The 13,585-nt window shown below is 35.5% G+C and carries 10 protein-coding genes; 5 read left to right on the top strand and 5 right to left on the bottom strand.

Translation table 11 applies throughout. The annotated features are described in order from the left end of the window. Window positions 1-116: 116 nt before the first annotated feature. Window positions 117-980 (bottom strand): AraC family transcriptional regulator, encoded by an 864-nt coding sequence (locus BBI01_RS12855; RefSeq protein ID WP_065395071.1) that lies wholly within the window; start codon window positions 978-980, stop codon window positions 117-119. A gap of 123 nt (window positions 981-1,103) precedes the next feature. On the opposite strand from BBI01_RS12855, the gene BBI01_RS12850 reads away from it, so the two are divergent. From BBI01_RS12850 to BBI01_RS12840, 3 genes are read left to right on the top strand one after another with little or no spacing between them, the layout of a single operon-like run. Continuing rightward, entirely contained in the window at window positions 1,104-2,333 is a 1,230-nt protein-coding gene (locus BBI01_RS12850) for an MFS transporter (protein WP_065395070.1), read from the top strand. Window positions 2,334-2,335: 2 nt separating this feature from the next. Continuing rightward, complete coding sequence (locus BBI01_RS12845) at window positions 2,336-3,817, top strand: trehalase family glycosidase (protein ID WP_065395069.1); 1,482 nt, start codon at window positions 2,336-2,338, stop codon at window positions 3,815-3,817. A gap of 23 nt (window positions 3,818-3,840) precedes the next feature. Further along, the gene (locus BBI01_RS12840) at window positions 3,841-6,297 is read left to right on the top strand and encodes a TonB-dependent receptor (protein WP_065395068.1); all 2,457 of its coding nucleotides are present in this window, start codon (window positions 3,841-3,843) and stop codon (window positions 6,295-6,297) included. Between the two features lie 455 nt (window positions 6,298-6,752). On the opposite strand, the gene BBI01_RS12835 is transcribed toward BBI01_RS12840, so the two are convergent. Continuing rightward, window positions 6,753-7,391: an MBL fold metallo-hydrolase gene (locus tag BBI01_RS12835; RefSeq protein ID WP_065395067.1), complete on the bottom strand. Its 639-nt coding sequence runs from the start codon at window positions 7,389-7,391 to the stop codon at window positions 6,753-6,755. A 71-nt stretch (window positions 7,392-7,462) separates the two neighbouring features. On the opposite strand from BBI01_RS12835, the gene BBI01_RS12830 reads away from it, so the two are divergent. Both BBI01_RS12830 and BBI01_RS12825 read left to right on the top strand, forming a co-directional pair. Beyond that, window positions 7,463-8,677, top strand: a complete 1,215-nt coding sequence (locus BBI01_RS12830; RefSeq protein WP_065395066.1) for a type IX secretion system plug protein — start codon at window positions 7,463-7,465, stop codon at window positions 8,675-8,677. 330 nt (window positions 8,678-9,007) lie between these two features. Next, complete coding sequence (locus tag BBI01_RS12825; protein WP_065395065.1) at window positions 9,008-10,963, top strand: M4 family metallopeptidase; 1,956 nt, start codon at window positions 9,008-9,010, stop codon at window positions 10,961-10,963. A 73-nt stretch (window positions 10,964-11,036) separates the two neighbouring features. Here the strand turns inward: BBI01_RS12825 and hemH are convergent, their stop codons facing one another. From hemH to BBI01_RS12810, 3 genes are read right to left on the bottom strand one after another with little or no spacing between them, the layout of a single operon-like run. After that, entirely contained in the window at window positions 11,037-12,071 is a 1,035-nt protein-coding gene (gene hemH / locus BBI01_RS12820) for a ferrochelatase (protein WP_065395412.1), read from the bottom strand. A gap of 6 nt (window positions 12,072-12,077) precedes the next feature. After that, complete coding sequence (locus BBI01_RS12815) at window positions 12,078-12,614, bottom strand: NADPH-dependent FMN reductase (RefSeq protein WP_065395064.1); 537 nt, start codon at window positions 12,612-12,614, stop codon at window positions 12,078-12,080. A 10-nt stretch (window positions 12,615-12,624) separates the two neighbouring features. Beyond that, window positions 12,625-13,503 (bottom strand): NifU family protein, encoded by an 879-nt coding sequence (locus BBI01_RS12810; protein ID WP_065395063.1) that lies wholly within the window; start codon window positions 13,501-13,503, stop codon window positions 12,625-12,627. Between the last annotated feature and the right edge of the window lie 82 nt (window positions 13,504-13,585).

Genomic DNA, 13,585 nt, shown 5'->3' with positions numbered 1-13,585 from the left:
TGGCTATTATAATATTCTTGTAGATTTAGGAGATTACGCAGATTTTTTGATGTTGTATAATTTCATTAGGATTTATAACGCAAACATTTGTGAAATCTGGGAAATCCGTGGGAAAATTACACGTTTACCTTATTATGAGAGTAATTCTTAATAAACTCAGAAGGCGTCTTCCCAGTATATTTTTTAAACATTCTGTTAAAGTAGGTTACATTATTGAAACCACAAGCATAGCTGCATTCTGAAATCGGTTTATCCTGTGCCATCAGTAAACAGGCTTTGTTGATTCGATAACGGTTCACAAATTCTGTGAAGGTGATCTGAGTTGCTTTTTTAAAGAAATTACAAAACGCAGGTAAAGTCAGATTAGCAAGTTTGGCAACCTCTTCAATATTAATTTCCTTATCATAATGATGTTCTACATAAGTGAAAATATTCTCAAGACGGGTTTTATTCTTTGAGATAATAGTGTAAGGCATGATTTCCTTATTCAAAAGTTCATAGTCTTCACATTGAGATAATTCGAAAAGAATTTCAAGAAGCAATAAGTATCTTTTATATCCTTCTGATTCAAGCATTAGCTTTAATTTCGGGAGCATTGCTTTTTTTACCTTATGATGAAAATGAATACCATATTTTGAAAGCTCCAATAAATTTTTAATTGATCTTGCTTCCACTTCCTGTTGGGGAAACTGAAGAATTTCTTCTTTGAACTGAAGAACAATTTCTTCATGCGGATCAATAGAATTTAATCCAAATCCAGAATGCGGAATATTGGAGCCAATCAGAACGAGATCTCCATTAGTATAGTTACTTTTATGATAACCTACATGTCGGGTTCCGCTCCCGGAAATCACACAAACCAATTCAATTTCGGGATGATAGTGATATTCCCATTTGAATTCTGAAATAGGGGAGTTGTTGTGAATCGTACGGAACGAACTTTTCTCATTGGGAATTACTCTTTCAAAAGTAACTTTCATTTAATTAATCATATTTAATCACTAAAAATACTAAATATATTAATATTGTTCAAATATTGATTTATTGTGTTAAATTATCGTTAACACAAATGCTTCTATCTTAGCCGTCAAGAAATGATCCGAATGAAAAATTTCAACATAAAGGCGGTTTTATTTTTAAACTATTTTGTTTTCGCAATTCTTTTGAATTCTGTGGGAACTGTTATTTTGCAGGTACAGCAAAACTTTGGAATTTCAAAATCATCTGCCAGTGTATTGGAAGGATTTAAGGATCTTCCTATTGCTATTTGTTCATTTATTCTGGCTTCATTTCTTCCTAAGATCGGGATCAAAAATTCAATGCTGATTGCTTTGTTTCTGGTAAGTGGGATGTGTTTTGTGATGCCGTTTACCAATGAATTTTGGTTCTTCAAGTTACTATTTGGAATTGTAGGGGTTTCCTTTGCGTTGATCAAAATATCGGTGTTTACTTCTATTGGCTTGGTAACGGATACAGATAAGGAACATTCCAGTTTCATGGGATTTCTAGAAGGATTTTTCATGATTGGAGTGTTGGCAGGAAATCTTTTATTCAGCTTATATATAGATGATCATAATCCGAAATCTACTCACTGGCTGAATGTTTATTGGGTATTGGGAGTTCTTTCAACATTGTCATTTTTATTCTTATTCTTTTCAAAACTGAATGAAAAAGATGCAAAGAGTGAGAAAACTGATCTATTGGGAGACTTACGAAACAGCGCAAGTTTGTTTAGTTATAAAAAAGTGTTATGCTTTTTGTTGTGTGCTTTCCTTTTTGTGTTGGTAGAACAAAGCTTTCAAACATGGACGCCTACATTTTATAAAGAAATTTTGAAGGTTCCTACTTCGATGAGTATTCAGGCAGGAGCTGTTTTGGCAGGAGCTTTTGCTTTAGGAAGGTTTTTGTCAGGATTCTTTTCTAAAAAATTCAGTTGGATTTATGTAGTTTCATTTTGTGTAATTGGGTTTGCTGTAAGCCTACTTTTAGTGCTTCCACTGACGCATAATATTCATATTGACACCACAACCAACTGGCTAAACGCTCCATTAGTAGTGTATTTGTTTCCATTAATGGGAGGTTTGCTGGCTCCGATTTATCCAAGTATAAATTCTGTTATCCTAGCTTCTATCCCTAAATATTTACATAGTGCAATGTCTGGATTGATCGTAGTTTTTTCTGCGATTGGGGGAACAATAGGTTCTATTATTACGGGCTTTGTCTTTCAGGAATTCAGTGGGCAGCAGGCTTTTTATCTGTCTTTGATTCCGCTTTCATTGTTGATTATTTCAGCAATTTTCATGAATAAATTAAAAATTAATCCTAAAAAATAATAATGAATAATCAGCTTTACATCCACGATATCCAAACTCTTTTTGATGATGTTCAGAGATCAGCCATTTTTGAAGATCAGAAAATGATGACTGATGCAGTTCCGTTATTTCCGGTTGCTGAAATCAATTCAAAATATGAACAGGGTAAAGGTTCAGAAGGTTTTAATCTGAAAGATTTTGTGATGACTCATTTTGATTTTTTGGGAGCAAAAGTTTCCATCCAAAGAGAAAATCATCTTCCAATTGAAGAACATATTGAAAAACTTTGGGATGAATTGACCCGTACTGCTTATGAAGAAAAAGGGACGCTTTTAAAATTACCAAAACCATATATCGTTCCGGGAGGTCGCTTCAATGAGTTTTTCTATTGGGACAGCTATTTTATTATGTTAGGGCTACAGGTTTCCGGAAGAGTGGAAATGATGGAGAATATTGTGGAAAACTGTTCTTACCTCATCCAGAATGTAGGTTTTGTTCCTAATGCAAGCAGGACTCACTTTTTAAGCCGATCTCAACCTCCTTATTTTTCATTAATGCTTGAGCTTCTTGCTGAAACTAAAAATGATGAAGCCGTTTATACTCAATATCATGATACTTTAGAAAAAGAGTATGAGTTTTGGATGAGAGGAAAAAAAGATGTAGAAAATGGTTCAGGAGTGAAAAGAATAGTGAAAACTGTTGAAGGAGATATTTTGAACAGATATTATGATGCAGAAAATGAGCCTCGTCCTGAAAGCTATTTAATTGATATTGAAGATCAGGAGAATGCTTCCGGTGATGGATTTTACAGAAATATAAGAAGCGCCTGTGAATCCGGCTGGGATTTTTCCAGCAGATGGTTTGCAGACGGACAACATATCCAGACGATTGAAACACTGAACCTCGCTGAAGTAGATCTGAACTGTCTTTTATGGCATTTGGAAACTACATTGGCAAAATCTTCAGCACTTCAGGGGTTGGAAGAAAAAGAAAGTTTTTTTACTGAAAGAGCAGCAAGCCGAAGACAGATGATCAACAAATACTTCTGGGATGAAAAAGCAAAGATGTACAAAGATTATCATATCAAAAAAAACACAAACACACCGTCTGAACATATTGCTGCTCTTTACCCTTTATTTCTGGGTATTGCAGATGAAGAACAGGCAAAGGCTTTGTCAAAATCTATTTCAGATAAATTTTTATATCAGGGCGGGCTTGTAACCACAACGAAAAATTCAGGGCAACAATGGGATTTGCCTAATGCCTGGGCACCTTACCAATGGCTTGGCTTTAAGGCAATGAAAAATTATGGTTACCATGATTTAGCAGAAAAAATAAAAAATAACTGGTGTTCTAATGTGGAGAGAGTCTACAAAAACACTGGGAAATTAATGGAAAAATACAATGCATTAGATACAGAAACGATAGCAGGAGGCGGGGAATATCCCAATCAGGATGGGTTCGGTTGGACGAATGGAGTGTATTTAAAACTACAACAAAACTGAAACTAACAATAAAAAATAGGGCTATGAAAAAAAAATCAATCTTTTTAATCGCCGCTACAGCTACATTGTACTTCAATAATGCTTATGCACAGGAGACTCCGCAAGATTCTGTAAAAGTTTCCTCCATTGATCAGATCGTTATTACAGGAAATTCAAATCCGAAGAAAAAAATAGAATCCAGTACTGCAATTTCAACATTCAGTTCAAAGGAAATACAAAAGCAAAATCCAATCAGTGCGGCAGCTTTATTGCAACGAGTTCCTGGTTTTGCTGTAGAAACTTCAGGTGGTGAAGTTGGAAATAACCTTTTCGCAAGAGGAATTCCTTCTGCCGGAGCTTATGAATTTGTACAGGTTCAGGAAGACGGGCTGCCGGTTTTTGAGGACGGGGCACTTCAATTCGCGAATGCAGATAACTTTTTTCGTGTAGATAATTCCGTGAGCAGATTGGAAGCTTTGAGAGGAGGCTCAGGTTCTATTTATGCCAATAATTCTCCTGGAGGTCTTATTAATTTTATAACTAAAGAAGGAACCAATGATTTCAAAGGTACAGCAAAACTTGAAACCAGTACTTATGGTTTAATGCGTACTGACCTTAATGTGGGTGGAGCTTTGGTAAAAGATAAATTATTTTTCAATGTCGGTGGTTTTTACAGAAGTGATGACGGGATCAGAAAGACAGGTTTCAAAGCCAATAATGGCGGGCAAATCAGAATGAATCTGAAATACGTTTTTGATAAAGGATATGCTAAGGTTTATTATAAAAAATTAGACGATAGAAATACATTCTTCCTTCCGATTCCTTTAACGCAGGATGGCGAAAAATTAAAAGGATTCCAAGGTTTTGATCCAAATTATGGAACCTACAGCTACAGAGCCATCAGCCAGTTGAATATTCCACAGGCAGGAGGTGGATTTTTCAGCAGAAATCTTGAAGACGGAATCCATCCGAAAGTAGATGTATTGGGAGCTGAGTTTAAATATGATCTGGGTGGTAATTTCAGTGTTTTAAATAAAACGAGATACACCAATATTAATATGAACTACACTGGAATCTTTCCTGCTGGAGCACCAAAAACGGCTTCTGATTTTGCAACTAAACCAATAGATGAAGGAGGAATGGGAATGACCAGCTATCAATATTCATTGGTAAGCAGTGGAGCGGTGGTTGATCCTCAATTTGTACAAAAACTTGGTTTTTGGGCTATCGATAAACAGATGAATAACTTTGTGAATGACTTACAGTTCAATTATAAATTCGATAAAGGAAATGTGACGGCTGGTTTTTATAAATCAAACTGGAAATCTCATCAATACTGGAACTGGAGTAATATTCTGACAACAGCTACGGATAGACCTGAACTCTTGAATTTAGTGGATCCTTCTCTCAGCCCAAGCAGTGTAGGCTATTCTAAAACGTATAACGGAGTTACTGATATGTCTACTTTACTTAGAGATTCGCAGATTCAGGGAAGTTTGAATGACCTTTATTTAAATCTGGATTATAATGTAACCGATGCTTTAAGTTTTAATGGAGGAATTCGTTACAGCCGCGATTTTTACAAAGGATATAAAGTGAATACCACAACAGCTAATCTTAATAATTCAGGATTAACAGTAGACGGAACTCATGGTTTTGATACCACAACAGCAGACGATCATATGAATGTGTTGGGAAATCAGTTTACGTATTGGTATTATGACATAAATAAAGTTTCCTATACTCTTGCTTCCAATTATAAGATCAATCGTGAAAACGCAGTATACGCCCGTTTCTCTCATGGCTTCAGATCTCCGAATGAAGAAGCGTACTATAATAATATAGGAAATCTGGATGCAGTAAAACCTGTACAGACTAATCAATTGGAAGTAGGATATAAATACTATTCCCGTACTTTTGATATTGCCGTGATCCCTTTTTATTCAGCACTTAAGAACCTTTCATTTACCGATGTTTATTCAGACGGAACTTCTGAGAATAAATTTGCTAATACAACCAATCTTGGGGTAGAAATTGAAGGTTTTGCAAGATTGTTCAATAATGTTTTCGAGATAACATTCAACGGAACTATTCAAAATCCGAAATATAAAGACTTTACAGGAAGAAATGCTGACGGTTCTACTTTTGATTATGATGGGAATGTTGTAAGAAGAATTCCTAAGTTCTATTTTAATATTTCTCCAGCTGTGAATATCACAAAAGACTGGAGAGCTTATGTAAGCATGAATTATTATGGCAAGCGTTTCCAGAATGAAGGAAATACAGAAGATAATATTCTGCCATCATTCACGGAATTTGGAGCAGGAATGTCTTATCAGCTTGGTAAAATACGTTTTGCTGTAGATGGAACCAATATTTTCAATACGATTGGAATTACAGAAGGTGATCCAAGATCTCAGACTGTATCAGGAACCAATATCAGAATGGCAAGACCTATCATGGGAGCAGCAGCCAGAGCTTCAATTACTTTGGACTTTTAAACTCTATTTTTTTATAAATGCAAAACCGCCAGAACTTAGTTCTGACGGTTTTTGTTTTTTATTGTTCTCGCTGATTAAGCTGGTAACGCCGATTTTTTTAAAAAACACAAATAACACTAATTTTCACACAAATAGCCACAAACATCCGTGCAAATCCGTGAGATCTGTGGGAGACAAAGCTCTCGCTGATTAAGCCGATCATGCAGATTTTCTTAAACACAAATTATACTAATATTTGTACAAGTAACCACAAACATCTGTGTAAATCCGTGAGATCTGTGGGAAATAAAACTCTTACAAATTTAGTTGATAACGTAGTTTTTGCCATTCCGTCAGGAATCTAACCTTAAATATTAATATACTGTGTTTAGATTCTTTCAGAATGATAAAAATGTGTAAAATGCTTACTATCAAACTCTACAATCTGCAAACCCGAACCTCGCATCCCGAATCTCTTATTTAAAAAAAGGATTATATTGCTTCTCAAACCCAATTGACGTCGGATTTCCATGACCGGAAAATACCTGTGTATCAGGATCAAGCACAAAAAGTTTTGTTTTAATACCATCAATCAATTGTTCATAATTTCCTTTATAAAGATCCGTTCTTCCGATACTCCCTTCAAAAAGAACATCACCGGAGATCATGAATTTCTGATTTTCATTGTGATATACAACGCTTCCCGGAGAATGTCCCGGAACATGATAAATATTGAACTTTTCACCATCCAGCGCAAGTTCTTCACCTTCATTGATATATATGGTATCTACTTTTACAGGCTCCACAGGAAAACCGAATCTCATTCCGCTAGCCTGAAGCATATCTAAAACTTCCTGATCTTCCTTATGCAGATAAACAGGTACTTTAAAAGTATCAAAAGCCCACTGAAGTCCTAAAACATGATCAATGTGTGCATGGGTTAAAAGAATTTTCTCAATTTTAAGCCCTTTTTCTTTGATGAATTGATCAATGGCATTCGTTTCCTGTTCACTCATATTTCCCGGATCAATTAACCAGGCATTTTTATTTTCATTGTAAAGAACATAGGTGTTTTCGCTTGCAAAGTTGAATACGAAACCTTGAATCTGAAGCATAAGCTGATTATTTTTTATTCAAAAATACGATATTATTAAGAAAATGGCTATTTTTCGTTATCTTCGTCATAATGAAAACTTTGCGAATACTCTTACTTTCCCTGGGTGGACTGGTTTATGGACAAAATATCCAAAGTATCCAGCTGTTCAACCCACAGACGAATGACGAAACTCCGGTAATTAAATTCGGTGAACAATTGGTTTTAAGTTTTGATGATCTTACCAATGGCAGCGAAATTTATAGATATACCATTAAACATTACGACAGAAACTGGAATGACGATAATCTCTTCTTCACAGAATTTGCCACCGGAAATCTGAATGGTCTTCTGGATAAGTTTCAGTATTCATTCAATACACTGCAGGCTTATACACATTATAAACTGACTTTCCCTAATGATAATATGAAACCTAAAATCTCAGGAAATTATGAACTGATTGTTTATAAAGATTCTGCAGACAGACCTCTTTTCAAAAGACGTTTTTACTTAGTAGAAGATATGGCATCTTTAGGGCTAAATATTTCAAGAATTGCAGATGCAAAGAGACCTAATATCAACCAAAGAGTAGAAGTAAAAGCTACCCCAAAAGCAGGTGATCTCTCTTCGAATGTAAATTCGATGAGTATGAATGTGATGCAGAATAATAATCCTAATATGGTTATTTCCAATCTTAAGCCGAGTACGGTTCTGGGAAACCAGTTGCTTTTCCAGCAGATGAATCTTGCTTTTCCGGGAGACAATGAATTTTATTATTTTGATAATAAAAATATGACGATTGCAGCAGATATGGTTCGCGCTGTAGAGGTAAAAGATGATATTAATCATACTTATCTGCATCCGGTTTGGGCATTTCCATTGAATTACCAATATCAACCTGACGTAAATGGTGCATGGTATTACAGAAGAAATGACCTGGGAAGAGAAAGAGATGCAGAAAGAGAAGCTGATTACTCATGGGTATATTTCTATCTGGAATCTGATCCTGTAGATAAGGATATTTATATCTTGGGAGGTTTCAACGGATTTCAGCCAAGCAAAGAAAATCAGATGCAATATGATGCAGCAGGCAAACAGTATGTTGCAAAAATATTTATGAAGCAAGGTTTTTATAACTATATATTAGCTACAAAGCAGGGAGATGGACCTCTTGACTTTGGTGAGGTGAATGGTAACTTCTGGCAGACGGAAAACCTTTATCAGGCATTTTTATATTATGCTCCTTTTGGCAGGAACTATGATGGGCTAATGGGATATGGAGAGTTCAGAACTCCTGTGAGAAGATAATAAAGTTAAAAGCTTAATGATACAATTTAAGGCTGTCTTTACTGAAGATAGCCTTTATTTTTTTACAAAAGATATAGAATTTCATTAATTATATTCACTGTAATGTGAAACATAACGAAAATAATAATTCACAAAAATTTGATTTTTATTAAATTTTTCAATTAAAAATATTCATAATAATAAAAATATTTTTAAATATTTCGCTTCTTTTTAAAATCATTATTGTGATTTGTTTATTGATTTATAATATCAATTAAATTTTAATCATTAGTATGGTATTTTTGTAGAGAAAAGTTTATACATTCGTCATCACACTTAACAAATATTTTTATGAAAACAAAATTTATCTTGGCAGTAAGCGTTGCTGCATGCTCATTTGTTTTTGGGCAAAACACACCATCAAAACTAATTCCAGGGAAAAGCGGATTACACGCAGAATTTATGAGATTTGATAAAAACGGACCTGAATTTAAAGGAAGCCCGGTTTTATTTGATGAAACATCACAAAGACTTTCACCAGGACAATCGCGTAAATTAGGTAATGAAGTTGATCAGCTAGGGTTTGAAACTCATAGGTTTCAACAAACCGTTAATGATATTCCGGTAGAGTATGGAATGATGGCTGTACAGACCAAAAACGGTAAAATTGTAGGGCAAACAGGAAAATGGATGCTGAATGTTCCCAAAGCTGTTGAGAGAAAAGCAAATCTTTCAGAAGAGATCGCTTTACAAAGTGCTCTATCATTTGTAGGAGCAGAATCTTATAAATGGCAAAACAAAGATGAAGAAGAGTTCATTAAAAAAGAAACCAATGATGCCAGCGCAAGTTTCGCTCCAAAAGGGGAATTGGTTTATTATTCAGATCCTACGGATGAAAAACTGAATGACCTGAGATTAGCTTATAAATTTGATATTTATTCAGAAAAGCCATTGAGCAGACAATATGTTTTTGTAGATGCAAAAAATGGAAAAGTGCTGGGGATAGATGCTATCATTCATGATGTGAATGCTCCGGGAACAGCTACAACGGCTTACAGTGGAAACAGAAATATCGTTGCTGATTCTTATAATGGAAGTTATAGATTACGAGAAACAGGAAGAAACGGAGGGACGTCCGTAGAAACTTATAATTTAAAGAAAGGGACTAGCTATTCGGCAGCTGTAGACTTTACAGATACAGATAATGTTTGGAATAATGTAAATACCAACAAAGATCAGTACGCTACTGATGCACATTGGGGAGCAGAAATGACCGTGGATTATCTTTACACAAAATTCGGAAGAAAGAGTATTGATAACAACCATTTTGCCATCAAGTCATATGTTCACTATTCTACCAATTACTTTAATGCATTCTGGGATGGCTCAAGAATGACCTATGGAGATGGAAGTTCTACAACGAACGGAGGAAAACCGTTGACAGCTATTGATGTTTGCGGACACGAAATTGCCCACGGAATGACTTCAAAAACCGCTAATCTTGTCTACCAAAGAGAACCAGGAGCATTGAATGAAGGTTTCTCCGATATCTTCGGAAACTCAATAGAACGTTGGGCAAGACCTACGCAGGCAAGCTGGACGTTAGGAGAAGATTTCAGTTATGTGATCAGAGATATGGCGAATCCTAATGCTTACGGACAACCGGATACTTATTTGGGAACCTATTGGAAAGCGACTACTACTTCTGGATGTGCAAGTCCTAGCCAGGCTAATGACTATTGTGGCGTTCATACCAATTCTGGAGTTTTAAACTTCTGGTATTACTTATTGGTAACAGGAGGATCCGGTACCAATGATAAAGGTTTCGCTTATAATGTTTCAGGAATCGGATTGGATAAGGCAGCAGCAGTTGCTTACAGAACATTAACAACTTATCTGATTTCAACATCTACTTACGCCAATGCAAGAACATACTCTTTACAAGCGGCTGCAGATCTTTACGGAGCAGGAAGTAATGAAGTAACACAGGTAACCAATGCCTGGAATGCCGTAGGTGTTGGCGGAGGTACTTCTCCATCAGGAATTGTTGCATCGGCAACGAATGCACCTTCATTCACCATCAGTCCAAATCCGGCAACAGATATGTTTACTATAGCATTTGAAAGTAAGGAAGGAAAAGGAACTGTAGAATTAACTAGTCTTACAGGAAAAAGAGAGGTTTCTGAAAAAGTAACGCTTACAGACGGTCTGAATAAACTGAATATAAAACTTCCATCTAATATGCTTCCGGGAGTTTACATTGTAACAGTAAACGGGCAGAAAGCAGGAAACTTAATCAAAAAATAACAATCTTAATATATTTCAAGAGAAAGCCCACAGAAAATTTTCTGTGGGCTTTTTATATTTTGTAAGTAAATGATTATACTAAATAGAAATCATTCAGTTTCTCTTCGCAAAGGGTTTTTACCACCTCTATCCATCGGTCTTCATCGTTCAGACAAGGAATATAATGGAAGTTTTCTCCCCCTCCATGCATGAATTGTTCTTTACCTTCCACAGAAATTTCTTCCAATGTTTCAAGACAGTCTGAAACGAATGCCGGACACACAATGGCTAAGTTTTTCACTCCTTTTTTTCCAATTGTTTCCAACGTTTCATCCGTATAAGGCTCAATCCATTTATCTTTTCCTAATCTTGACTGGAAAGAAATAATGGTTTTTTCCTTTGGAAGTCCCATTTTAGCAATGACAGCTTCAGTTGTTTTGTAACATTGGTGTCTGTAACAATATGCATTGTGAGTATCTACCTGGCTGTTGATACAGTTGGCATCATCAATTTTACAGGTTTTGGAAGGGTCTGTTTTATAGATATGTCTTTCCGGAACTCCATGATAAGAGAACTGTAAAGCATCAAAGTTCTCAGGAAGTTTTTCCTTAATACTTTCAGCCAGACAATTGATGTAAATATCCCTGTTATAAAACGGTTGAATATAATTGATCTTTATATTTGGAAACTTTTTCTTTCTTACTTCTTCTGCTTTTTCGATAACGGTTTCTGTAGTACTCATTGCATATTGAGGGTACAATGGAAAAAGAACGATTTCAGAAATTCCCTGATCTACCAATTTTTGAATTCCGTTTTCAATACTAGGTTCAGCGTATCTCATCCCGATTTCTACAGGCACATCCACTACTTTCTGAAGCTTTTTCTGAATTCTTTCCGTAATAAAAATCAAAGGAGAACCTTCATCCGTCCATACCGTTTTATAAGCTTCGGCAGATTTGGCAGGTCTTGTTTTTAAAATAACACCCTGAACAAGAAGAGCTCTGAAGATCCAACGGTAATCAATTACCCTTTCATCCATCAAAAATTCATCAAGATAATCTTTTACATCATTTACAGCCGTAGATTTTGGCGATCCAAGATTGACTAATAAAATTCCTTTTTTACTCAACATTTTTTATTTTAATGATGAAACAGACTTTTCAAAATCTGTTACCAATTGTAATACTTTAGCAAAGGTATTGTTTTCAACCGAGCCATCAGGCTCAATTTTACCCTTTATTCCTTTTATTAACAGCTGATGTTTATCATCTGTTTTGGCTCCGAGAGTCCTTAAAAGCAATAATAATTCTTCATGACCTTTTTCTCCGCTGGCAGAACCCGTGATACATGCAACTGGTTTATCTGAAAATACATTGGTGGAAACACACCACTCCAGTAAGTTTTTTAATCTGCTGGGAATACTGAAAATATATTCCGGGGTAGAAAATATAACTCCTGATGAATTCTCAATATATTCTCTGACCCTCACTATTTCGTCCGGTGTATCAACATCTGTTAGTGATGTATCAAAATGGGGAAGAACAGAAAGATCATCATATATCTGAAAAAGAATATCAGGATTTTTATCCAATACCTGTTCCATCAGTTTTTGATTGCTGGAATTCTTTGTTGCACTTCCGATAATGACCAGAATTTTTTTGCGAGCGGTCATGAAGTAAATGTTATCCGTTTACTGCTTCCACTCTTTCTACAAGATCCGGAACGAATTGTTTCAGGATATTTTCAATACCGTTTTTCAAAGTAGCAGTAGAGCTCGGACATCCTGAACATGCTCCCTGTAAAAGCATTTTAGCCGTTTTGCTGGATTGATCGTATTCCATTAAAGAAATTTTTCCACCATCATTTTCTACAGCAGGAGCTACATATTCATTTAAAATATCAGAAATCTTCTGCTCATCTTCAGTGTAATCTCTGTTAAGAATTTTTTCTACAGGATTTTCGTGTTTGTGAGGCTCGATTTTTGAAATTTCCCCACCGTTTTGAAGATAATCAGCAATAAGAGCACGAACTGTGATCATTACCTCATGCCATTCCACAGAATGATTTTTGGTAACAGCCACAAAATTATCCGAAATGAATACTTCAGTTGCAAAATCAAATTCATTAAAAATAGCCTCTGCCAAAGGAACATCAGCAGCTTCTTCTTTTGATTTTACTTCCACAAAACCATCCATAAGCAGTTTGCTGGAAACAAACTTCATTACATTTGGGTTAGGAGTCATTTCAGAATAAATCTGATACATTTCTTTTTTCTTCTGAAGATAAATTCTAGGATTTGCCAATAATTCATCCTCAATTACATTTTTCAGACTTTCAGCCACGTGTTCCCATTCGATGGTATCCTGTTTTGCAACAGCTACAAAATTAGCCGTAATGAAAATTCTTTCCACAAACGGATAATTGAAAAGCTCCTGTGCTAAAGGAATTTCTGAAATATCTGAACTTCTGTCCAGCTCCAAAGACCCCGGAATCAAGTTGTAGTCTGCTACAAATTTCATCACTTTTGGGTTTTCAGTTGGTTCTATAAGTACGGTACGCATTTTTTCGTTAAATTTGAGATACAAAAATACGCATTAGAAGTTAGAAGCTGGAAATTGAGAGTTAGATTTTTGCTATCGCTTT

Origin of the sequence: Chryseobacterium artocarpi (assembly GCF_001684975.1) — a bacterium.
GTDB lineage: Bacteria > Bacteroidota > Bacteroidia > Flavobacteriales > Weeksellaceae > Chryseobacterium > Chryseobacterium artocarpi.
This window is presented reverse-complemented; position numbering and strand designations above follow the sequence as displayed.